This is a genomic window from Candidatus Melainabacteria bacterium RIFOXYA2_FULL_32_9 (genome assembly GCA_001784615.1).
In the GTDB taxonomy this organism is placed as follows: domain Bacteria; phylum Cyanobacteriota; class Vampirovibrionia; order Gastranaerophilales; family UBA9579; genus UBA9579.
The window spans coordinates 1-25,341 of record MFRQ01000154.1 but is presented as its reverse complement, the minus strand read 5'-3'; the positions used below and the strand labels follow the sequence as shown (position 1 = coordinate 25,341).

Sequence of the window (25,341 nt, the reverse complement as noted above, 5' to 3'; positions counted from 1 at the left end):
GGAGCAAGTATTGATATAACTGAGTTTTGAGAAAAGCATTTATTTGCTACTTCCTTTATATCACTAGGAGTAACTTTTTTGATATTTTCTGCCATTTTCTCATCATAATCAGCGCCAAGTCCCATAATGTCATAGAAACCTAAGTAATGAGCCTGCTGCACATTAGTTTCATGGAAGAAAGCACGTTTACCCAGATAATTACTCTTGGCATCTTCAAGCTCTTTATCTGATACTAGTTCATCCTGTAGTTTTTTAATTTCTATATTAAAACCATCCAAAGCTGTATTGATATTATGTGGAGCTGTTCCAATATAAACAGTAAACAGACCTGAATGCTTTAATGGGTCATAAGCGCTTCTCACATGATAAGCTAACCCTTTCTTATCTCTGAGCTCTACAAAAAGCCTGGAACTTAATCCACTTGAACCTAAAATAATATTTAATAGGTTTAAAGCAGCATAATCTGTGCTTAAAATATCCGGAACTATCCATCCTTTAACGATTTGAGCCTGTGCAGCATCATTTTTAGATATAGTAACTACTTTGTTTTCTTCTATCTTACCTGACTCAAGAGAAATGACCTTTCCTGTATTGCGTTTCAGGTTTCCAAATTTATCCTCAAACATTTTTACAACATTATTTTTATCAATATCCCCAACAACAACTATGGTTATTCTTTCAGGTAAAGAAGCATTATAGTAAAAATCTTTTACAGCATCTAAATTAATAGATGGGAGGTCTTTAACAATTCTTGTATAAGTATGACCATAAGGATGATCGGGATACATGTTTTTAACAAGATTATCAAATGCTCTAATTTTTGGTGAATCAAGATCTACTTCAATTTCACCTCTAAACTTTCTCACCTCTTTTTCAAAATTCTCAAAGGTAGAATGCTTGACTATATCTGATAAAAGGTCTAATGCTTTACCAAAATCTTCATTCAGGAAAACGGTTTTTATCTTAAAATAATCCTGTTTTACGTCTATATTCATTTCTATAGCATTTGAATCAAGTTCTATAGCAAGCTCTTCAGCATTTCTTGATTCAGTACCTTGAAGCAACAATCTTCCTGCTAAGCTTGCTATACCTGCTTTACTCTCATTTTTAGCCCCTGAATCAATAAACATGCAAACTGCTACCCTGGGAGTACGTGCATTTTTTCTGGTAATTAACTTTATTCCATTACTAAGATTATTTATATCAAAAGAATTCATTATCTTGCTTCCCCTTCCTCATGTTCAGGCAATAGAATAGAAATATTAACTTTATTCAAATCAAGATATTTCCTTGCAACTTCAAATAAATCTTGTACTGTTAAAGTATTTAAAGTGCTTAAATAGTCAGTATAACAGGAAATATCATCACATATAGTCATATAATGACCTATTGATTCCCCTATTTCTGAAACTATCTCAGATTCACTGGCAAAACGTCCTTTCATTTTCTTTTTGGCTTTATCAAGCTCTTCCTGTGATACAGGAAAATCAATCATTTTCCTGATTTCAACTTTTAAAAGCTCCAGAGCCTTTCTTCTTTGACTTGGGTGAAAATTAGCCTGGATAAAGAACGTGTTTCCGTCTTTAAACTGATATTGTCCAGTACCAACTACGTTAAAAACAGGTGTTTCCGGTTTTTCAATAAGATTTTGGTGAAGCCTAGAGCTTTTACTTTCTCCAAGAATTATGCTGATTGCATCTATAGCAATTGTTTCTTTTAAGTTACTTGCTTCAGGACCATGGAAACCAAAAATTGTGAATGCAGTATTAAGTCTGCTGGTATTCTCGACTAATCTTGGCTGTGTTTGTGGCGGTTCCTGGGGATGCTTAACCTTTGCTTCAGGCTTTGATTCTGCTGATTTAAACTTTTCTCTGACTAAACCTAAAGTTTTTTCAGTATCCACATCACCAACAATAATAGTGATAAAATTATCTGCTGTATACCATTTCTTATAATAATCAACTATGGTTTGTCTTGGAATAGAAGAAATGATTTCCCCTGTTCCAATAACATCCATTACATATGGATGCTCGGTATACATAATATGATTTAACTCATTATATGTTTTAGACCAGGGTTGATCATCTCTCATTCTTATTTCTTCAATTACAACATATCTTTCACGCTTTTCCTTTACATCAGGATTCTGAAAATCAAAAATCGGGCCTATTTCATGCTCGGGAAGAAAAGCGTTAAGCATCATATCGGCATGAAGATCAAGAGCTTCTTTAAAATACTCATCATTTGGACCTTTAGGTAAAGTTACATAATAGAATGTGTAGTCTTTCCAGGTAGCTGCATTAACTATAGCACCTCTGGCTTCTAAAGTTCTGTCAAACTCTCCTGCCGGATGCTCAGGTGTACCTTTAAACATAAGATGTTCAAGAAAATGTGAAATACCATTTATTTGATCATCTTCATTTATTGAGCCGGTACGTACCCAGGTACTAATGTTTACAAGCTCGCCATGTTTATTTGCAATAACTATAGTATGACCATTTTCAAGTTTATAAATCTCAACAGGTTTATCCAAAAAAGGAAAAACGGCACTTTTGTGCTCTAAAACTTTTGATACTTCTTGATTCATAAAGATTTACTCTAACTCCCAAAATTTCTCAAAACATATTTTTCTATTTTACCAAATATAAAAAGTTTAAGAGTATAAGTTAGTCAGGTATCAAAAAATATATATATGGTCTATTCCTTACATATTTTTGAAAGTTTACAATTCTGAAAAGACTACACATTTTTAACCATTAATGGAGAAAAATTATGATTTTTAGATCAATATTCCTGATTATACTCTGTCTTATTACAGGCTGTGGATTTACAGGTTCAGCCATTTCACAAACACATTCTGCAAATCAATACTTCAAAGCTTTAGAATATCCAAGAATTGGACTGAATCAACTTTCTACCAAAAGAATAAGAAATAATCCAAGCGCTATTCAAGATGCTGCAATGCTTGATATGGTAATTATCAATAAATCAGAGGATCTTTTTGTAGATCAGGAAGCTTCTTATGAAATAGCGAGGAAACTTAAAGCAATAAACCCTAATATAAAAGTTTTACAGTATCTAACCATTTCTGACGTATGGTATTATCAGGATACATATAAGAATTTTGCAAAACAACATCCGAATATTCTCTTGAAAGATAGACAAGGGAATTATATTCATCCTTATTCCAGTAGTTATGGTAAAAAAAGATATATGTTCGATTCAACAGAGCCTATCTGGCAAAACTATTTTGCAGCTAGAATGAAAAAAATTACTGATCAAGGAATGGACGGCCTATTTATCGATAATCTTTGGAGATCAAACTGGCAAAATTTAAAAATATCAGAAGAAAGATTCAAACAAATACAAAGAGGATGGGAAACAGCATTACAAAAAGGTAGACAACTAATAGGACCAAGTAAAATTATATTAGCAAATAGCCCTCCATATGCACTTTATCAAACTAGAGATATTGTTATGCTGGAAGGCAGACTTAAACCAACTAAAAAAAGTTTAGATGAATATTTTAAATGGACAGATCAAGCACAATCTTATAATCAGCTTATTTATGATGCTGTTCAATACGATGCTTATAAAGGTGATAAATTTCACTATGTACCTGAATTTTTCTTACCAGCAGTACTTCTAACAGATAATATATGGGGGGTTTCGTATGAATCACCAAAATGGTTCGAACTTGTCAGAAAAGTAGGCAAAATTGGATACCCAACAGCTTCACGTCAAAGATCGCCCAATGGAGTTTTAGTTAGAGATTATACAAAGGGAAAAGTTCTATTAAATGATACAAATACAGCAAAAATAGTAACTTTACCTCAAAATGTTTATATGACTATTGATAAAGTTTCGATAAATCAAGTTACACTTCAGCCTATGAAAGGAATTGTCTTGAAAAAAAGATAATATACTGATCTCGTAATAATGAGTTTAAATCATACCTTTTATATGTTATCTTAACTTACAGGATTAAACTAAAGTCAATTTCTCAATAATTTCTATCCTTAATAAATCCTGAGAACCCTTTTAAACTCTAAATCAGGAACAATATTTTCTTTTTCAGGTCACCTATAATAGAATATATTATTGGGAGATAAATTCAAAATATAATATTAAGGATAGTAACCCTATAAGTACTGATAACTATACGGTAAGATAAGAAAGGTGATAGCTATCACCAAATTAAGGATAATTCTCAATCATGATAGATTTATTATTAAAAATTCTTGGGGACCCAAACGAAAAAAAGATTAAGAAAATTCAGCCAATAGTAGACTATATAAATACTCTTGAACCTGAAATTAGTGCTCTTTCAAATGACGAATTAAGGGCAAAAACCGCTGAATTTAAAGCAAAATTAGCTAATAGAAACAAATCATCTAATCCGGAAAAAGATAGAGCCTTAGAGCAAGAAGCCCTTGAAAATATTCTTCCTGAGGCATTTGCTGTTGTTAGAGAAGCTGGCAAGCGTGCTCTTAATATGCGCCACTTTGATATGCAACTTATAGGTGGGGTTGTGCTCCATAGAGGCGGTATCGCAGAAATGAGAACAGGCGAAGGTAAAACTCTCGTAGCTACATTACCGGCATATTTAAACGCTCTAACAGGAAAAGGTGTTCACATCGTAACCGTAAACGATTACCTCGCCAAACGTGACAGCGAATGGATGGGTAAAATTTACAATTTCCTTGGACTTGAAGTCGGAGTTGTCTTATCAAATAGATCTTTCAACGAGTTTGAGCACAAAAAACAAGCTTATGCTGCTGATATTACATACGGCACAAACAATGAATTCGGCTTTGATTATTTAAGAGATAATATGTCAGGAAGCCTTGAACAATTAGTTCAAAGACCTGTTTATTATGCTATTGTCGACGAAGTAGACAGTATTCTTATTGACGAAGCTAGAACACCATTAATTATTAGTGGAAGACTTGAAAAGTCAGCAGAAACATATAAAGTAATGGCAAAAATTGCCCCACTACTAGTTAAAGATGTTGATTATACAGTAGAAGAAAAAAATAAAAACGTAATACTTAATGAAGAAGGCATCGACAAAGCTCAGGAATTATTGGGAGTAAAAGATTTATTTGATCCAGCAACCCAATATGCACATCATCTGCTTCAGGCCTTAAAGGCAGAAGAATTATATAAAAAAGACGTAGATTACGTCATCAAAGATGGTGAAGTAATAATCGTTGATGAGTTCACAGGAAGACTTATGGAAGGTCGCCGCTGGAGTGATGGTTTACACCAGGCTGTAGAAGCAAAAGAAGCTGTGGCTATTCAAGATGAAACTCAAACCCTAGCTAGTATTACTTTCCAAAACCTTTTCAGATTATATCCAAAATTAGCAGGTATGACTGGTACAGCTATGACTGAAGAGGCAGAATTTGGAAAGATTTATAGTCTTGAAGTTTCTTCAATACCAACAAATAAGAAAGATGTAAGAACAGATTATCCTGATGTAATCTATAAAACAGAAAAACAAAAATATATTTCTGTTGCAGATGAAATAGAAGAAATGCATAAACAGGGTAGACCTATTCTAGTTGGAACAATAAGCATTGAAAAATCTGAGTATTTATCAAGTCTCTTAAAGAAAAGGGGTCTAAGGCATAATGTATTAAATGCTAAGCATCACGAAAAAGAAGCTCATATCATTGCTCAAGCTGGGCGTTACGGTGGAATTACAATCGCAACCAACATGGCTGGCCGTGGTACTGACATTCTACTTGGTGGTAACCATGAATTCTTAGCAAAAGAAGCATTAATTGCAAAAGGAATAACTCCTGAAAATGTCCCTGCTGATGAATATCAAAAATTAAAAGAGCAAGCTTTAGAAGAATCCTACAAAATAACACAGGAAGAACATAAACGCGTTGTAGAAGCAGGCGGTTTACACGTTATTGGTACAGAAAGACATGAATCAAGACGTATTGATAACCAGTTAAGAGGTAGAGCTGCAAGACAGGGCGATCCTGGCTCAACCAGATTCTTCTTATCTCTAGAAGATAATTTAATGAGAATATTTGGTGGCGATAAGATATTTGCCCTTATGGAAACCTTAAAAGTTGATGAAGATATGGCTATTGAAGCTCCACTTGTCAGCAGAAGTATTCAGTCTGCGCAAAAGAAAGTTGAAGCTTATCATTTTGATATAAGAAAACACGTTCTTGAATATGACGATGTAATGAATCAACAGAGAGAACTCTTCTATCGCCAGCGCAGAAAGGTTCTTGAAGGTGGAAATATTTATGAAGACGTTCTTCATATGATTGATCAGGAAGTTGATCAAATTATGGGTGCTTACATAAATCCTGAAATGCCACTTGAAGAGTACGATGATGAAACCTTAAAGAGCTTGCTTAAATCTCTTCATTCTTCAATGCCTCAATTATCATACTTGACTTTAGCTGACATCAAAGGGCTAAAATACAATGTATTATATGAAAAATTTAAAGAGGCATCTCAGGAAGCATACAAAAAGCACGAAGAAGAGATTGTTAATTTCTATAATACAACCTTGAATCATTCGCCTGAGATAAATCAAGAAGAGTTTCAACCTCAAGAAATTAGTGCATCAAACAATATAATGAGAAGTCTCGAACGAGATATTTTATTAAGAATCGCAGACAGCAAATGGATTGATCATTTACATAACATCGATATGTTAAGAGAAGGTATTGGCCTTAGAGCTTATGGTCAAAAAGATCCTCTTATAGAATATAAACGTGAAGCATTCGATATGTTCAATAATATGATGCATGATATCCAGAGAGAAACTGTAGCTCATTTATTTAGAACTAAATTTGAAATTCAAGTAGTTCATATGCAAGATGATGAGCCTATAAGTACAGACTTATCAAGAGCTGCTGAGAAATTTATACCACCATCATCTGAATCCGAACCGATAAGATCTAATGGTAAAGTCGGTAGAAATGATTCTTGTCCTTGTGGTAGCGGTTTGAAATACAAAAAATGCTGTGGAGCTCCACGCACATCTAAAATTTAGGTAATATCCATTACCTAACTTAAGTCATCAACTATAGCTACTGAAGCAGGCAGACTTAATTTAATGCTATCAATTTACGTTATAGCACTATTAAATTTAGTTGTTCGAGATATCCTGCTGGAATAATTAATAAGATTAATATAGAATTTAGAATGATGTTAAACATCATTCTAAAATTTTCTGGGCTTACTGTTACAATTTAGGCATAAAACATAGAATAGGGGTATTAATATGATTGGTGAATATAGAAGAAAACTGGAAGAAGTAAAAGAAAAACTACTCAAAGTCAGGAGCTGTCTTTGAGTTAGACGAGCTTAAAAAAAGTATTGCTGATTTAGAAGAAAAACTTCAAGATCCTGATATCTGGAATAATCCTCAACAAGCGCAGGAATTATCCCAAAAACTAGGCGAATTGAAGAACACTCTTAATCAATATAGCAACTGGTCAACACAGGCTGAGGATATAGGCGTGTTAATTGACCTTGCGGATGAAGAAAATGATTCTTCTCTCTATAGTGAAATTGAAGCTACCCTGTCCCAGCTTAATATTGAGCTTGACAAATGGGAACTTCAGAAAATGCTCGGCGGCGAGTATGATATTAATGACGCCATTTTGACTGTCAATGCAGGTGCTGGTGGTACTGATGCACAGGACTGGGCACAGATGCTTCTTAGAATGTACATAAGATGGGCTGAATCAAGAGGCTGGAAAGTTGACACTCTTGATATATCTGAGGGAGAAGAAGCTGGAATTAAAAGTGCAACTATAAAAATTACCGGCAAATACGCTTACGGCTATGCAAAAGCCGAAAAAGGCGTTCACAGGCTTGTAAGAATATCACCTTTTAACGCTAACGGCAAAAGGCAAACCAGTTTTGCATCATTAGAAGTCAGTCCCGTCATGCCTGGTATTGAGTCAAAAGTGGATATTAAGCCTGAAGAAATAGAAGTAGAAACAATGAGAGCCGGTGGAGCCGGTGGTCAAAATGTCAATAAAGTTGAAACAGCTGTTAGAATTGTCCATAAACCCACAGGCATAGTAGTAAAATGCCAACAGGAAAGGTCTCAAGCTCAAAACAAAGAATTGGCAATACAGCTTTTAGCATCAAAGCTTCTGGTTATTAAACAAATTGAACACGAAGAGAAAATGGCTCAACTTAAGGGTGCTGCTATGGATGTTAACTTTGGAAGCCAGATTAGATCGTATGTATTCCATCCTTACAGCATGGTAAAAGATCATAGAACTAACCATGAAACTGGAAATGTTGAAGCTGTAATGAATGGAGAACTTGATAGTTTTATAGAAGCATATTTAAAAAAGAACTTAGAGACTTCTTGTTAATTTTATACTTTTTAAAAAACTAGTACTTTGCTAGTTCAATTATGAGGAGTTAATTTCTTCCGTCGGTGCTAATGCACATAATTAAGTCCTCACTGGAATAATTGATGACTTAAAAAAGTGACTGGGTCACCTTCAAATTGACATGGTGCATAGGCTACTCCAGAAATAAACTCCTCATCAAAACTTATTTAACTGAGTACTGGCTTATTTTTCTTTCATCATTTCCTCTACTTCTTCTTCACCATTCTTGTAAAACTCAAATTCTTCGGGAGAAAGTTCTCGTAATACCCGCAGAAATTCGCCGGCATGCTCTTTTTCCTCATTTGCAACATCTATGAGGACTTTTTTAGCTAGTTCATCATCTATAGATTGAGCTATTTGCATATAAATCTGTATGGCTTCATACTCTGCTGCTATGCTAAATCTTAGAGCACGTATTAATTCACCTTTAGTAAGCTTTCTATCACTGTTTAAACCTGTAAACGGACTTGAAAATTCAGGCATAATTTATCTCCTTAAAATATATTTACCTTAATATCAATCAAGTTTTGAAATTATAACAAAAATTATTAAAAGTTAAATTCTACTCTATAGTTAGCAATCCAGACTAATTAAATAGGAAAATCACATAAAAAGTTCTGAACTTTTCATTCTTTTCAGAGTTTTTGAAGTAAAGTTAAATTCTTGACAATGACCACCACATATAGTGTAATGCTGTTATATGTTTAGTACTAAAATTCACTAAAATTACAGGTTTGGGATTAGTCGACTATTGTTGATATATATCAAAGAGATAGAATTAGATAATTTTAAGTCTTTTTCAGATAAGACCATTATTCCTTTTCTGGAAGGCTTTACTACCATATCAGGACCTAATGGTTCTGGTAAAAGTAATATTATTGACAGTGTTTTATTTGCTCTTGGATTATCAACATCCCGAACATTAAGAGCTGAAAAGCTTCCTGACCTCATAAATAATCTTGGCAAGAAAAATGAAGCTTCGGTTAAAATAAGCTTCACTGAAAATGGCAAAGATGTCACCTTTTCAATTGCAAGAAAAATCAAAAGAAACAGTAACGGCTATACAGGCACATATTATCTAAACGACAGAGTCTCATCCCTAACTGAAATCCATGATTATTTATCTAAATATAATATATCTTCGGGTTGTTACAACGTTATGATGCAGGGTGACGTCACTGGCATCATCAATATGACTCCTTTTGAAAGAAGAAAAATTCTTGATGAAATAGCCGGTGTCGCTGATTTTGACAGAAGGATAGAACAGGCAAAGAAAGAACTTGAAACCGTTGAAGATCGTGTAGATAAATCTACCATTATCCTGAATGAAATTGATGTTAGGTTAACTCAACTTGAAGAAGAAAGAACTCAAGCTCTCAAATATCAAAAATTAAAGGAAGAAAAACAAGGCCTTGAAAGTAAAATTTCCATAGTTAAGTACTTTGACATTAAAAATTCTATGGAACGTCTTCATGAAAGCATTCTTGATGCTAATAAAACCAAAAAAGCAGAAGAAGAAAAATTAAATGAGTTAAGAACTAAACTTGAAACCACTCAGGCAGAATTAAAAGAAATTTCTGATCTTGTTAAAGCTAAAGGTGAAGATGAACAGATAGAAATTAAAAAGCAAATTGAAGCTTTAAAAGGAGTTGTAGCAAGAAAGAAAGACGCTATTGCTTATATAGAAAAACAGGTTCAAGATAATAATAGCAATACTGAAAGTGCTAAAGATAATATTCAAAGATTAAAAGAAAAAATCGAAGATACAACCCTAAAAATAGACAATAAAAAAGATGAAATAAGCATCATTGAGCAAAATATCAAGCAGGAAAAACAGGAACTTGACAGAATCACCAGCGAAGTTTCAAGCATAAATAAAACAACAAACGAAAATCTTGAGCAAAGAAGTGCTTTAAGAAGAAATCTTGAATCTAAACAGGATGAAGAAAACGCTCTTATAAAAGACAAATTGGTTCTTGAAGAGAATTTATCAAGATATAAGCGAGATATAGAAGAAGCAGAAAAAGAAATAGAAAAATCTGATGAATCTAAAAAAGAACTCTTATCTAATAAAGATATGCTGGAAGTTCAGACAACTGAATTAAATAAAGAATTAAAAGACTATGAGATCCTGCAAAAGAACTGTTTATTTGAGTTAGATAAAATTAAAAATGAATTAAATGACTCAAACTATAATATTTCTCTGGCTTACAAAAGAGTTGCCCAATTAGAAGCAAATAAAAAAGCCGTAGAAGATATGAATTTCGGTAGGGAAATTGATACCATAATGAATTCAGGTTTAACCGGAGTTCATGCCCCTCTGGCTAAATTAGGTCAGGTCAACAAAGAATATGCAACCGCTCTTGAAATAGCCATGGGCGGTAGAATGAGATTTATTGTAGTTGATACTGATGAAATTGCCAGTAAAGCCATCGAAATTTTGAAATCTGCAAGAGCAGGTAGAGCCACTTTTCTGCCTTTAAATAAGATTAATCCCAGACCCAGAGGACTGAAAGTTCCAAATATAGATGGAATAATAGATTATGCTATTAACCTTATAGAATTTGACAGTATTTACGAATCTGCTTTTCATTTTGCACTTGGAGAAACACTTATAGTAGAGGATATGAACGTAGCAAGAAGATTAATCGGTAAATACCGTATGGTTACCCTTGATGGCAGTCTTCTTGAAAAATCAGGTGCTATGACAGGTGGATCGGTCACCAGATCAGGCTTAAAATTCGCTCAGGCTGACGACGATGAGCTTAATATCTACAAAGAACGAGTTAAAGAGCTGGAAAACAAAAGTATTAGCCTCGAAAGAACAAAAGCTGAAACAGAGAAAAAGCTTGATTCAATTAGGCATGATTACTCAAGCACAATGAATGAGCTTAACAGAAAGAAATTGGAACTTGATAATATTTCAAGAAACCTGAAAGACTTTGATGCGACTTTAGAATCGAAGCGTAATTTAATTGTTGAACTTACCCCAAAAGTTGAAGAAGTCGATAAATCATTAAATATACAAAATGAAAAACTCCAAAAAATTACTGAAATCATTGAAAATATTAGCATCCAAATAGAAAATATAGAAAAAACCTTACCAAAAGACGATTTAACAAAATTAAACGATTTGACTGAAAGTATAGAATTCCAGATCAAGAGCAACGAATCTAAACTTGCCAATTGCCACAATGAAATTAAAGCTCTTAAAATGGAAATAGACTTCAACAATCAAGCAATTAAAGCTCAGGAAGAAAGAATTGAGAAACTTGGTCAGGATAATATAACTCTTGGTCAGGAAAAAGAACTGCATAAAAATGAAATAGCCACTACTGAGCAGAGAATTGCTGAATTAAACGAGAAAATTAAAGAAATAGGGCATGAATTAGTCGAACTTCAACAAAAAAGAGATAGTATTAATGAAGAAGTTCTAAATCTTGAAAAGAGAAAAAGCATTGCTGAATCAAAAATCGAAAGATTACAAGAGCAGGTTGAAGCTTTCAAAGCAAGAAGAAAAGAATTAGAGCCTGAACTTTTTGGAATTAGAGAAGAACTTATTCAGCAAGGTTATGATATAGCAACATTAGCAAAAGTAGATATATCTATCGAAGAAGTAAATAAAGGAATATCAAGACTTCAACGCAAAATGGAAGATCTGGAACCTGTAAATATGAAGGCTCTGGTTGAATACGATGAGGTTCTCAATAGAAAACAAGAGCTAAAAAATAAGATAGATACCTTGTCTAACGAAAAAACTCAGATAATTGAAAGAATGAATGGATATGAAGATTTAAAGTTTAAATCATTTATGGACACATTCAATAATGTAAACGGTAATTTCATAGAAATTTTTGAGCAATTATCTGACGGCATAGGCAGTTTAATACTTGAAAATCCCCATGAACCATTTACCGGCGGTTTAACTATTGAAGCACAGCCAAGAGGCAAAAAGATGCAACGCCTGGAAGCTATGAGTGGCGGAGAGAAGTCCCTTACAGCTTTAGCTTTTGTATTTGCATTACAACGCTACATGCCAGCGCCATTTTATGCTTTTGATGAAGTAGATATGCACCTTGATGGCATAAATGCAGAACGATTAGCACAAATGATTAAAACTCAGGCTTCAAATACACAATTTATAGTAGTTTCTTTAAGAAAACCTATGATAGAATCAGCAAATAGGACTATAGGTGTTACCCAGAAAAATAATGGTGCAACAAAAGTAACAGGGGTGAAGTTCCATGAGTAGTGCTATCACTCAAGACGGAATAGAAATTCTTGTAGAAATGGCAAAAACAGGTAAAATTGAACCCTGGAATATCGACATTGTCGATGTTACAGATAAATTTTTGCATGAATTAGTTGAAATGAAATCTCATAACCTGAAACTTACAGGTAGAACTCTGTTCTTTGCTGCTGTTTTATTAAGACTTAAGTCAGATATTTTAACAGAGCCGATTATAACAGAAATTGAAGACCCTAATCCTTTTGAAGAAACATATGAAGATACTTTAGATTATGATGATATAAATGTAAATAATGTAATCTCTCTTGAAGACGCTCTAGCTAGAAGAACTAGTGTAAGATTAAACAGAAAACGTGTAGTCACCTTAAAAGACTTGATTAAACAACTCGAATTTTATGAAAAAATCGATAAAATTCGCTCCTTAAAAAACGCTCAGGAAAGAGCCAAGACAAGAAGAGCTCGCTCTTATGCTGATTTTACCCCAGAAGACATTCTTGAAATGGCTCACGAAGAATATATCGAAGATGGAATCGAAAAACTTCATGTGGTTTTATTAAAATTATTTGAAACTACTGAAAAAATTGAACTCTCAGAACTTAGCGAAGCAGGAATGGACAAGATATCCACTTATATAACTTTGCTATTTTTAGCAGCTAGAAGTAGAATAGATTTAGTTCAGGATGAATTTTATTCTGACCTGTACATCGTTCCCGAAATAAGTTAATTTTAAATATTTTTGACAGCTTGATTTACAGGCAGTAAAAAGAGAGGTTTTATAAAAATGGGTGAAGGTAATTCTTTGATTAATCTTGGAGATTTATCAAAACCTGTAACTATCTTGGTTGAAAAAATATCTGATGCAATAGGTATTGTTTATGAACCACATCAAATAAAACGCATAGCAAAAGCTGAAGTTGAAGCTGCTAAAATTAAAGCTTTAGGCCAAATGGAATTAAATGAATTAGAGCAAAGAGCGTTAGTACGCTTTGTAAACGAAGAAGCAAAAAAACAAATAAATATGGAAGAAATAATAAAAGAAGCAATACCAGGCATTAATCATGACGCAAAGCCAAAAGATGTAGAAAATGACTGGATTTCTAATTTCTTTGAAAAGAGCAGACTAATCTCGGATAAAGAGATGCAATTGTTATGGGCTAATATTTTATCCGGCGAAGCCAACAAACCCGGAACATTTTCAAAACACACTGTCAATCTCATGTCTTCTTTAGATAAAAATGATGCTATGCTTTTTAAAAATCTTTGTAGCTTTGCATGGGCTTTAGGTCCATTTATATTTGAGCTAGATGCAGAAATATATAATAAAAATTTAATAAATTTTGGCTCATTACAGCATTTAGATAGTATTGGATTGGTAAAATTTAATTATATTTCGGGATATAAATTAACATTAAATTCAGAAAAGGTATTAATGAAATATCATGAGAAATCTTTATTTATCAAGTTTAACAAGACAGAAAACAATAAATTAATAGTTGGTAAAGTAGCATTTACTCAAACTGGAGAAGAATTAAGCAGTATTGTAAATGCTGACCCAAATCTAGATTTTTTTGAATATACAATAAGTCAATTAAAGAAAAATAATCCAAATATAGAAATAATAGATGAATATATTAATTAGTTGAAATCCTTGTCATTGCGAGGAATGAAATGACGAAGCAATCTAAACAATATTATATTTACATATTAACCAATTTTGAAAACGGAACCCTTTATACTGGTGTTACTAATGATCTTGTTAGAAGAATTTATGAACACAAAAACAAATTAATTGACGGATTTTCAAAAAAATATGATTTAACCAAATTGGTTTACTATGAAATATTTGATAATATTGAAAATGCTATTATCAGGGAAAAACAAATTAAAGGTGGTTCTAGAAAAAAGAAATTACAACTTATAAATAATTTTAATGAAAAATGGGAAGATCTATATGATAATATTATTTAGTAGATTATTGGATTGCTTCGTCGCTGCTCTCCTCGCAATGACAGTACTGATATTGGAATGATTGAGAACTTAAAACAGTGCGAAGCACCTCGCAATGACAAAGAATTTTAGTTAAAAATTTTATTGGAAAAGAAATGTCTTTAAAACCACGCATAGAAACTGTTTTATTTATAACAGCTAAAGCAATGCAAATAGAGGAAATTTCAGAAATCCTGAAAGAAGACCCTGCTGAAGTCGAATCTGCCTTGCTTGATCTGATTATGGACTATTCATCAAGAGAAACCGCTCTTGAAATTGATGATGAAGACGGTTATATTATACAGGTTAGGCTGGAATATATGGATATAGTAGAAAAGCTGGTTCCTGTTGAATTAAAACCAGCTACATTAAGAACTCTCTCTGTTATAGCCATAAAAGAACCTGTCAGGCAAACTAAGTTGATTGAATTGCGTGGTCAATCAGCATATGATCATATTTTAGAACTTCTCGATAAAGGCCTTATAACTAAGAAAAAAGATAAAAATGGCAGATCATATGTTTTAAAAACCACTCCTAAATTTGCAGAATATTTTAAATTAAAAGGTGATACAAAATCTCTTGCTAAAATTCTAGATCTGGAATCAACTGCAAAAGAATCTTAATTTTATTCTACTCAAGCTGCTAGCCATATAAATTTATTGATTATAGATTGCCACGGTGCCACAAACCCATCATCAATGATTCATATATTAAAAAGATTGTTGACAATGTGATAGTGGCTTAGCCACCTCGTAATGACAGTGCTAATCACCTTACAATGACAAACATAATTTATTTAAGTTATAATTTGAGTTTTATTCTATAATGAATTAAGTAAATAAGCTTGATAAAGGTTGGGTATGGCTGGTTTAATACTGTTTATAATATCTTTTTGTCTGGTATTGTCTTCATCATATTTTTTAGCCAGCACAATAAAATCAAGAAGATTTGAGAACTCAATTATTTATCTGGTTTTGATACTGGTATCTCAGATAATTGTAAGTGTTGAAATACTCTCTATAATAAAGCAGATTAATCAAGCAGGCATATTAATATCTAATTTAATCATATTTATCCCATCTCTTTTATACTGGAAATATAAGGAATTCCCTCATATTGATTTTGGGGAAATCAAGTTAATAAAAGATAAAATCATTCAGGCTATTAAGAAAGACAAGATATTACTTTTACTGGCTGTATTTTTTGTATTTTCAAGCTTAGTTAGTCTGCTACTTACCATTATTACCCCAACCAATTCCTGGGATAGCCTAATTTATCACCTTGCTCGAATTGGATTTTGGGTACAAAATCAAACTCTTGCTCATTTTGAATCCAGCTCAATCAGACATACTATTTATTCTATAAATTCAGAAATCTTAATACTCTGGTCAATGGTGTTTTTAAAAAGAGATTATCTTGCTCAATTACCTCAATATTTGGCTTATTTAGGCTGTATATTTACCATCTTTACTTATTTAAGATACCTAAAAGTATCAACCGGAAGAATATTATGGACTATATTTATACTTGCATCATTTCCTGCTGTTATTTTAGAATCTACAAGTGCTCAAACTGATTTATTAGTTGCGTTTTTCTTGCTTGCTTCTCTATATCTATTTATTTATGGAGTTAGAGAGAATAGTAAAAAAGCTCTCATATTTTCAGCTATAGCTTTTAGCATTGATGCGGGCATTAAATACTCCACATTCTTCTTTGTTCCGGTATTTGGAATAATTTTTTTCTTAATATCTATAAGGGAAAATAAAAAGCTATTTTACAAGCCAATCGCAGTATTTATAGCTGCTTCTATCCCTGCATTTCTAGTTCTTAGCTCATATAACCATATTCTTAATTATCTTGATTTTGGAAATTTCTTTGCTAATCAGGCTCATATGGAAAGATTAGGTGCCACCCCTGGATTTAAAACATTATTAGCTAATTTAATTAGATATTTTTTATTATTTATTGATTTTTCAGGAATAGAATCAGCTAATATATTATCTCCCTTATATTTAAGTTCTAAAGATTTTCTATTTAGTATCTTTGGACTGCAAAACACTGATGGTTTGGCATACGTTGATATAATCAGATTAAATACCTTTATTCAGGAAAATCATTCTAAATTTGGCCTGCTTGGTTTCCTTTTACTTCCTGCTTTATTCATATACAGCCTTACAAAATTAAAATCAAAAAGAAATAAAACGTTTTATCTAAACTTAACCAGCCTTGTTACTATTATATTCCTGGTTTCAGTTTCACTATTAATGGGTTTTTGCTATTGGAATAATAGATTTCTACTAACTTCTATCGTAATAAGCTCTACAATTCTTGCTTTTAGCTATACAAGACAGAAAAATATCTTTAAAATTCTAATAACTATAATAGCCATACTTAATTTTGCAGTAATTTCTACATCTAATGATTCAAAACCTTTATTCAAACTCAATCAAGTTTTAAACAAGAAAAATTTTGTTTCTTTTAGAAATGAAGTTAGGCTGAGAGATGAAAGATTTTTTTCAACCTTTTCTCCTTTTTATTATTTGCTTAAATATATCGGCTCAACTGCTCCTGATAATTCTAAAATAGGTTTAATATTCTCTGATCAAGATTGTTTTTATCCATTTTTTGAAGAAAACCCGAGCTGGAAAATTTATCCTATAAGGTATGATCTGTTAGTAAAAAGGGGCAACTATAATGATTATGATTATCTAATCATTTCAGGTGAAGAACAGGGAGTTGATATCACAAATGAGAAAGAATTCGTATTCAATTACACTGTTAAGGATAATCAGGTAATTTATAATCAAGTTAAGCCTAATGAGCCTATAATTCTGTACTTTGATATACATAATAATATTCTTACTGAGGGAAAACCTGCAGGAATGACCTCCATAATAGACTTTTCCAATATCCCTGCAAATTTTAAGCTCGTAAAGAAAATAGAAATAATTGAAAATTATAAACAGTATAAGACTGAAAAGCACTATAAATTCTTCATTTATAAGAAACTTAATAATACATAAAAACCCGATTCTCTTTATAATTCTTGAGATTTCGTTTTATATTTAATCATCAAGCTTAAAGTGTATTATAATTTATTAAGATAATCGTTTAATAAAGTCTATAAACCGGTATATCTTATGTCGAAAATCTTAATTATCTGGAATAAAGAAGATAATAATCAGGATTTAGCCAATCTCTTAACGGATATTGGTTATGATATAACGGTTGTATTTAATGAAGAAGAAGCTTTTAAAGCCACAAATGAATTATCCCCGGATATAGCTTTAGTTGATACTTCCTGTCCCGAAATTAACATCTCAAATATTTGCAAAAAATTAAAATTACATAGTAAAACTAACGATATACAAATAATTTTACTTACATCACAGGATTCTCCTTCAGAAGAAATACTGGTTGGAGCAGATGGATATATTACTAAACCTTTTAGCGACAATATATTAATAGCAACAGTTAACGCTCATTTAAGAATTAAAAAGCTTTTAGATATTCTATACACAAATAATAGCGAGCTGGCAAAAAGTTTATACCAGTTAAATGTGCTTTACAATACAAGTTCACAGTTAGCCGGTACTCTGGATAAGACTAAATTAGTAAGCATTATGAATACAGGACTTGAGAAAAGTTTGAATTTCTCAATTTGTCTTGCATTAATAATAAATAATCCTGAAGATGCTACTCTTATAGTTAATTCCCTATATGAAATATCAGAAAGACTTGAGCAGGCTTTAAAATTAAGAGCCATTATCGGATATAAAAGTCTCTTTGAGAATACCGAACTTCCTTTTGAACTATCAATAGACAATGTAAAAGTAGAAAAATATATCAAAAATGATAAAGAACAATATGATTTAACTGTTCTTGAGTTTGACAGCCTATTTTCACCTATTAGTACATCAGATAAATTCTTTGGAACTGTAGAGATCCTGAGAGAAAATGAATTTTCGGGAGAAGATGCAACTTGCTTTCAGACTGTTGTAAAGCAGGTTTCTCTGCCTCTTGAAAGCGCTATTCTTTATGAAGAAATCAAAAAAACCAATATTAAGCTAGAAAAGCTTGAAAAACTCAAATCAGAGTTCATATCAATAGTTTCACATGAGTTAAGAACCCCTCTTACTTCTATTAAAAACTCTCTTGATATTATGCTAACAGGAAAAACAGGAGAGATAACCAGCACCCAGAACAATTTTTTAAGTATAGCTAAAAGAAACGTAGACAGATTATCCAGAATTATCAATGACTTGCTCGATTTATCAAAAATTGAAGCAGGAAAAATGGAATACAGATTTAAACCCCTCAGTATTATTGAACCAATTCAATTTGTAATATCAACATTTGATAACCTTGCTGAAAAGAAAAATATAAAATTAACTCTGGATGTTTCTCAGGAATTACCTCAAATATATGGTGATATTAACAGGATTGAACAGGTTTTATCAAATCTAATCTCAAATGCCATTAAATTCACACCTGAAAATGGAGAAATCAAGATATCCACGGAAGAAATAAATGCTAATTCTATAAATACAAGTTTATTTTATCGTGATCCATCAGTAATAAATGCTAAACATCAAAACACTTTAAGGGGCAGCTATATTAAAATAAGCGTTGAAGATACTGGAATAGGTATCAACGAATCAGATATTCCAAAGGTATTCGATAAATTTCAGCAAATTGAAAGCTCATTAAGTAGAGAAGTAGGGGGAACAGGTTTAGGCTTACCTATTGCAAAACAATTAATTGAAGCTCATAGAGGTGAAATATGGCTTGAAAGTGAACCGCAAAAAGGCAGTAAATTCTCGTTTATTTTGCCAATTATGATGCATGATAATACTTTCCTGCTTGAACTTGATAATGAACTTCAATACTCAAAATATAACCATTCAAATCTCGCTCTAATCGTACTTGAAGAACAGATTACTGACACTCAATGCTTTATTAATTCTATTATTAAAGATATTTCAGCAGGCAAAATAAATATAATCAGAAAAGGAGATAAGTGTAAGTTCTTTACACAAGATAATAATATGCAAATTATACTCTCCAATACTGACAGAGTGGGTGCTAATAATGTTATTAAACGTTTAAAAAGATATCTTATAGACAATAGTTCTCTATATCTAAATCATAATTTAAATTTGGGTATTTCTATTTATCCGGAAGAAGCCATAACTAGTGAAGAATTAATAGAACAAGCTAAAAAGTCTATTCATTGTATTTTCGAGACAAATAAAAGAACAGAAGTTAATTAAGAGGTAGGGTATGACTGGTAAGAAAATCCTTATTGTTGATGATGAGCAAGACATAGTAGAGACACTTAAATTTGTTCTCGAAACAGAGGGACTAAACTGTATAACAGCTTATGACGGTGAAGAAGCTTTATTTAAAGCTAAAAACGAAAAACCGGATCTTATAATTCTTGATGTAATGCTTCCAAAAATTAATGGATATAAAGTTTGCAGACTTTTGAAATTTGATGCAAAGTATAAGGATATCCCTATACTTATGGTAACAGCAAGATCTCAGGAAGAAGATAAATCAATTGGTGAAGAAACAGGGGCAGATGAATATATAACAAAGCCTTTTGATATAGATGAAGTGGTAAATATCGCAAAACAATATCTTAATAAAGGTTTATAAGCATTATGCAAAATCCTCTAACCAATAAAACCATAGAAAAATTAAAATACGATCTTGTAAGAGATGGGTTACTTAGTTATGAAAATCTCTCTCAGGCTGAGGAAATTGCAAAAAATGAAAATATAAACCTGGCTCAGGTTCTTATTAATTCTAATTTTATCTCTGAGCAAGATTTTCTAAGCTTTATTGAGGCCAAATTACATATACCATATGTAAATCTTGATGATTACATACTTGATAAAAATTGCTTAGAGTTTATTTCTCGACAAGAAGCTGAAAGCTACAGAATAATACCTTTATTTAAAATTGAGGATGTTTTAACTATAGCTATGGCAGACCCTCTTGATTTATTTTTACTAAATAACCTGATAAACTGCATAAATTGCAAAATAGAGCCCATAATCTGTTCTGAAAGGAGCATATTAGAAGCAATAGATAAATATTATTCTTGTGATCAATCTGATAATTCCGGAAATAATTTTAATAAAGATGTCCAATTTGATTGGCGACAAGAATTAAACAATGAAAATCATAATGATTCACAAGCGCAAAATATAATTCATGCCATCTTATATCAGTCAATGATAGAAGATACAGCAGAAATCTTTCTTGAAAACACCCCAAACGGTATAACAGTAAAGTTCAAGAAAAAACAGGAAATTCAGACTAAAGGAGAAATTCCTATTTTATTGACTTCTCTTTGTGTTTCAAACCTAAAATCAATGGCTAACCTTGATCCAACCATAATTGAAATTCCACAATTAGGTAAATTTGAAACTTTACTGCAATCAAGCAAGATTACAGTTCATATATCCTCTTTTCCAACCACCAAAGGGGAAAGAATTTCGCTTAAAATCTATAAACAACCCCAAAGTTTGAATGAATTATCTTTAAATATTGAAGATCTGAACTTAATAAAATCAAATTTAGACAAACCAGGCATAATATTGATCTGCGGATCAGATTCAGCCCATAGAGTATCGATTATTTACTCAATTCTATCCTCCCTTAATCCTGCAAACAAGAATATAATGACCGTAGAATCTCTGATCAAGTATGAATTAGCAGAAATAAATCAATGTGAATTAAATGAGAAAGCAGGATTTAGTATTGATAAGGCTATGAAATTCATTGATTTTCAATCCCCTGATGTTATTTATCTGGAAGATGCACTTACAAAAACAGGAGCAGAATTTATATTATTTCTTGTGCAAACCGGAAAACTGGTAATAACTGATAGTTCCATAAATAATCCAGAGATAATAATAAATAATTTTAAGGAGCTTACAAGCTTTATTTCGTGTGTGATTCTTGCAGAAGATGGCACTATTAAAACTCTAACTAAAATAGATCAGCTCAATTAGCAGCTGATCTATTATAAATTCAAAAACTGTAACTAAAAAATTTATTGCGCAAGATAAGTTGTTTCAGTACCTGCAGGAGCGGTAACTTTACCTGTTGGAGTAATGATTATCTCAAGAATATCTGATGCATCTGCATCATCTCCTTGGCCCTCTCCATCTATATCAACGTGTATTGTCGCGTTTCCTGATAAAACATTTCTCACTCCATACCATCTCATACCATTACTGGTAGTAAAATTTGGATCACCGGGAACTGTAGAACCCGTACAATCCACAGTACCTACAGTGTTCACTTTATTAGAAAAATTCGTACAAAAATAAGCTGCATCAGCATTATAAAAATTTCCTGCAGGATATAAGCTTATATCAGAAATAAGGTCACTTACAACTGACTCTACCGTTTTAAAAGCTGACTCATATAATTTCTCATCCTGCTCATCAAAAACATCCAGTAGAATAGGGGTTGTTATAGCTGCTAATACTCCTATTATAGTTATAACAATCAACATTTCTGTTAAAGTAAATGCTTTTTTCATGATATTTTTCCCTTAAATTTTATAAAAATTTCAGTAGTGCTCCAACGATAACTGATAACTTTAAACTAAGTCTTACTACTTCAGTGGCTAAGCCACATTCTCAAATTAACGATCATTCCAATAATACCTCATTATTTGCTTCAAACGTTAACCTAAGTTAGGTATGGATATTACCAAATTTTTATTAAATACCTTATTTTTATATTTTCATTATTATATATGCTGATTATGCTGTCAACTTTGTATAATAAAGCCTGTATTAAATTTAATAGTTTATCAAAGTATAAACATGCAATCACCATAACTATAAAAGCGATATTTTTTCTTTATTGCCTCTTTATAAGCTTCATAAATATATCCTTTATCTGTAAATGCAGATACTAGCATTAATAAAGTTGATTTTGGCAAGTGAAAATTAGTTATTAATTTATTTACAACATTAAACTTATAACCTGGATAAATAAATATATCGCTTGATCCTGAAGATTGTGTTATCTGACTATGTAGTTTATAAACTGTCTCAAGAGTTCTTACTGTTGTGGTTCCAACAGCTACAATGTTTTTACCTTCTTTTTTAGCATTATTTATTATATTAGCTGTTTCTTGTGAAATCTCATAAGTTTCTTTATCCATCTTATGGTCACGAATATCCTCAGCTCGAACAGGTTTAAACGTCCCTAATCCTACATTGAGAGTAACATAACAAACCTGTACCCCTTTTTGCCTAATCTGCCCAAGTAAATCTTCGGTAAAATGCAACCCTGCTGTTGGAGCAGCAACAGATCCTGGGGTTTGAGCATATACTGTCTGATACCTCTGATAATCCAACTTTCTAATTTCACTATCTGATAAAGTCCTCATAATATAAGGAGGAAGAGGAATATTTCCTACTTTATTTAAAATTTCATTAAGGTCTCCATTGTATTTAAGTTCTACAACCCATTTGTCATTATCAGATTTATCAATAATTTCAGCACTTAATTCTTCAGAAAACTCAACTATTGTACCAGATTTAACTCTTTTTGCTGGTTTTATTAAAACCTCCCAAATATTTTCAGTCTTTTTTTCAAGCAAAAAAATCTCAATATTAGCACCTGTTGACTTTTTACCAATTAATCTTGCCGGAATAACCCTTGTATTATTCATTACAAGAACATCATTTTCACTTAAATAGTCAGCTATACTAAAAAATTTCTTATGCTCAATTGTCTTACTGCTTCTATCCAACACCATTAAATTTGAATAATCTCTTTTTTCTGAAGGAAATTGAGCGATTAATTCTTTAGGAAGATTATAATCAAATTCACTTATATGCATTTTTTACTTACCCGGTTTCATATATTGTATAATAACAGCAACAAGACCTCAGGAATGCTTATGTTAAACAAATTAGACAAAATAAAATCAGAAAAATACCCAAAATTAGCAAATATTATCCAGAATTATGGCAGCGCTGTGGTTGCTTATTCTGGAGGGATAGATAGTACCCTACTAGCATACATCACCCATCATATTTTAGCTCAAAAGTCATTAATAATTACTGCAAAATCAGAATTTATCACTGATAATGAATTAAAAGAAGCGCAGGAACTAGCTAAACACTTTGCATTTAACCATACAGTAATAAATTTAAAGGTTCTTGATAATTCTGATATCAGAAAAAATAATTCTCAAAGATGTAGATACTGTAAAGAATTGATTTTTAGTGAATTAGTTAAATTAGCTAAAACAAAAGGATATCAGTATATATTCGATGGCTCAAATATAGATGATATAAATGATTATCGGCCGGGATTTGAAGCTATAAAAAAGCTGGAAATTAAAAGTCCGTTTATAGAGGCTGGCTTTTCAAAAGCAGATATAAGGGAAACAGCAAAAGATCTGGGATTATCCAACTGGAACAAGCCTGCTCTTGCATGCCTTGCATCAAGAATTCCGTATGAAACAGCCATTACAGAAAAAAAACTCTGTATGATAGAACAAGCTGAATCTTACTTAAAAGATTTAGGATATAGTGGTTTTAGAGTCAGACATCACGATAAAATTGCTAGAATAGAGCTAAATCAGGATGATATTGAACAATTTATTTCTAAACATAGAAAAGAAATTAATTTAAAACTTCAAAAATTAGGGTATAATTATGTATGCCTTGACTTGAAAGGTTACAGAACAGGCAGTTTAAACGAATCTATAGAACAATAGAGATAATTTATGCAATATTTAAGAGATTTATTAGAAGAATATAAAAATGGTCTTAAGAACCTCGATGAAGTTATAGCAGAATTAAAAGTTTTACCATATAAAGATATTGATTTTGCTAAAATTGACCATCATAGAACATTGAGGCAGGGTTTCCCAGAGGTTATATACTGTCCGGGAAAAGAAAATAATGAGATAGTCGCTATAATTGCTGAATTAAAGAAAAAAAATCGTCTGGTTATAGCAACAAGAGCAGACAAGAGTGTCGCTGATTATGTTTTATCGAACTTAGCAGGTAGTATTTACCATAAAAAAGCTAGAATAATAAGTTATGGAGAGTTTCCTGAAAAAACTACCAATAACTATGCTCTTGTTATTTCAGCAGGAACAGCAGACTTACCCGTTGCTGAAGAAGCAGTAATAACTCTAAAAGCAGCAGGAATTAAAACAGAAACCATTTTTGATTGCGGAGTTGCAGGAGTCCATAGGATTTTTAACGAAATAGATAAAATACAAAATGCTTCAGCAATAATTGTCATCGCTGGAATGGAAGGAGCTTTAGCTAGTTTTGTTGGTGGAATATCAGGATGTCCTGTAATTGCAGTACCAACAAGCATTGGATATGGGGCCAATTTTGAAGGAATAACAACGCTACTAAGTATGTTAAACAGCTGCGCTTCCTGCGTAAGCGTGGTTAATATCGACAACGGATTTGGAGCCGCCAATATTGCTTCTATGATTGTAAAACAGTCAAAAGATTAAATAAAAAGAGCTAATACAGTAGTCCATAAAAATAATTAGGATACAATAAAAAATAGATGGTTTAAAAAGCACGCCCCTTAAAGTAATTATTTTATTTATAATGCTGTAGAATAATATTGCTGTACTTTTTCTTTATTTTTACCTTACTTCTCCAAGAAAAGAATCTGTACATGTGTCAAAATAATATTAAG

The 25,341-nt window shown here is 32.0% G+C and carries 18 protein-coding genes and 1 pseudogene; 14 read left to right on the top strand and 5 right to left on the bottom strand.

Annotated elements, in window-relative coordinates:
- On the bottom strand, window positions 1–1,217 hold a 1,217-nt coding region (locus tag A2255_01250; protein ID OGI17218.1), incomplete at its 3' end, for a hypothetical protein.
- A complete protein-coding gene (locus tag A2255_01245; protein ID OGI17217.1) occupies window positions 1,217–2,587 on the bottom strand; it encodes a hypothetical protein in 1,371 nt (456 codons plus the stop codon). The genes A2255_01250 and A2255_01245, both read right to left, overlap by 1 nt.
- Window positions 2,588–2,772: 185 nt before the next feature.
- Here A2255_01245 and A2255_01240 point away from each other — a divergent pair, with 185 nt between their 5' ends.
- The 3 genes and pseudogenes from A2255_01240 to A2255_01230 all read left to right on the top strand — a co-directional run bounded on the left by A2255_01240 (window position 2,773) and on the right by A2255_01230 (window position 8,372).
- On the top strand, window positions 2,773–3,921 hold the full coding sequence (locus A2255_01240) for a hypothetical protein (protein OGI17216.1): 1,149 nt from the start codon (window positions 2,773–2,775) through the stop codon (window positions 3,919–3,921).
- Window positions 3,922–4,216: 295 nt separating this feature from the next.
- Window positions 4,217–7,030, top strand: a complete 2,814-nt coding sequence (locus A2255_01235) for a preprotein translocase subunit SecA (protein OGI17215.1) — start codon at window positions 4,217–4,219, stop codon at window positions 7,028–7,030.
- Between the two features lie 231 nt (window positions 7,031–7,261).
- Window positions 7,262–8,372, top strand: a pseudogene (locus tag A2255_01230) (peptide chain release factor 2).
- Between the two features lie 204 nt (window positions 8,373–8,576).
- Here A2255_01230 and A2255_01225 read toward each other — a convergent pair.
- Window positions 8,577–8,876 (bottom strand): rubrerythrin, encoded by a 300-nt coding sequence (locus tag A2255_01225; protein OGI17214.1) that lies wholly within the window; start codon window positions 8,874–8,876, stop codon window positions 8,577–8,579.
- A 274-nt stretch (window positions 8,877–9,150) separates the two neighbouring features.
- Here A2255_01225 and A2255_01220 point away from each other — a divergent pair, with 274 nt between their 5' ends.
- The 9 genes from A2255_01220 (at window position 9,151) to A2255_01180 (ending at window position 21,653) form a co-directional block, all read left to right on the top strand.
- Complete coding sequence (locus A2255_01220; protein OGI17219.1) at window positions 9,151–12,645, top strand: chromosome segregation protein SMC; 3,495 nt, start codon at window positions 9,151–9,153, stop codon at window positions 12,643–12,645.
- Complete coding sequence (locus tag A2255_01215; GenBank protein OGI17213.1) at window positions 12,638–13,366, top strand: hypothetical protein; 729 nt, start codon at window positions 12,638–12,640, stop codon at window positions 13,364–13,366. Before A2255_01220 ends, A2255_01215 begins: the two co-directional genes overlap by 8 nt.
- A gap of 57 nt (window positions 13,367–13,423) precedes the next feature.
- Window positions 13,424–14,281, top strand: coding sequence for a hypothetical protein (locus A2255_01210; protein ID OGI17212.1), 858 nt, complete (start codon window positions 13,424–13,426; stop codon window positions 14,279–14,281).
- 29 nt (window positions 14,282–14,310) lie between these two features.
- Window positions 14,311–14,610, top strand: a complete 300-nt coding sequence (locus A2255_01205; protein ID OGI17211.1) for an excinuclease ABC subunit C — start codon at window positions 14,311–14,313, stop codon at window positions 14,608–14,610.
- Between the two features lie 134 nt (window positions 14,611–14,744).
- A complete protein-coding gene (locus A2255_01200; protein OGI17210.1) occupies window positions 14,745–15,251 on the top strand; it encodes an SMC-Scp complex subunit ScpB in 507 nt (168 codons plus the stop codon).
- A gap of 237 nt (window positions 15,252–15,488) precedes the next feature.
- Window positions 15,489–17,651, top strand: a complete 2,163-nt coding sequence (locus A2255_01195; GenBank protein OGI17209.1) for a hypothetical protein — start codon at window positions 15,489–15,491, stop codon at window positions 17,649–17,651.
- A 117-nt stretch (window positions 17,652–17,768) separates the two neighbouring features.
- Complete coding sequence (locus A2255_01190) at window positions 17,769–19,901, top strand: hypothetical protein (protein OGI17208.1); 2,133 nt, start codon at window positions 17,769–17,771, stop codon at window positions 19,899–19,901.
- A gap of 10 nt (window positions 19,902–19,911) precedes the next feature.
- Window positions 19,912–20,289, top strand: coding sequence for a hypothetical protein (locus A2255_01185; GenBank protein OGI17207.1), 378 nt, complete (start codon window positions 19,912–19,914; stop codon window positions 20,287–20,289).
- A gap of 5 nt (window positions 20,290–20,294) precedes the next feature.
- Entirely contained in the window at window positions 20,295–21,653 is a 1,359-nt protein-coding gene (locus tag A2255_01180; protein OGI17206.1) for a hypothetical protein, read from the top strand.
- Between the two features lie 41 nt (window positions 21,654–21,694).
- Here the strand turns inward: A2255_01180 and A2255_01175 are convergent, their stop codons facing one another.
- Together A2255_01175 and A2255_01170 are read right to left on the bottom strand one after the other, a co-directional pair.
- Window positions 21,695–22,189 (bottom strand): hypothetical protein, encoded by a 495-nt coding sequence (locus A2255_01175; protein OGI17205.1) that lies wholly within the window; start codon window positions 22,187–22,189, stop codon window positions 21,695–21,697.
- 276 nt (window positions 22,190–22,465) lie between these two features.
- Window positions 22,466–23,506 (bottom strand): tRNA preQ1(34) S-adenosylmethionine ribosyltransferase-isomerase QueA, encoded by a 1,041-nt coding sequence (locus A2255_01170; GenBank protein ID OGI17204.1) that lies wholly within the window; start codon window positions 23,504–23,506, stop codon window positions 22,466–22,468.
- A 60-nt stretch (window positions 23,507–23,566) separates the two neighbouring features.
- On the opposite strand from A2255_01170, the gene A2255_01165 reads away from it, so the two are divergent.
- Together A2255_01165 and A2255_01160 are read left to right on the top strand one after the other, a co-directional pair.
- On the top strand, window positions 23,567–24,391 hold the full coding sequence (locus A2255_01165; GenBank protein OGI17203.1) for a TIGR00268 family protein: 825 nt from the start codon (window positions 23,567–23,569) through the stop codon (window positions 24,389–24,391).
- A gap of 9 nt (window positions 24,392–24,400) precedes the next feature.
- Window positions 24,401–25,150 (top strand): 1-(5-phosphoribosyl)-5-amino-4-imidazole-carboxylate carboxylase, encoded by a 750-nt coding sequence (locus tag A2255_01160; protein OGI17202.1) that lies wholly within the window; start codon window positions 24,401–24,403, stop codon window positions 25,148–25,150.
- Window positions 25,151–25,341 lie beyond the last annotated feature (191 nt).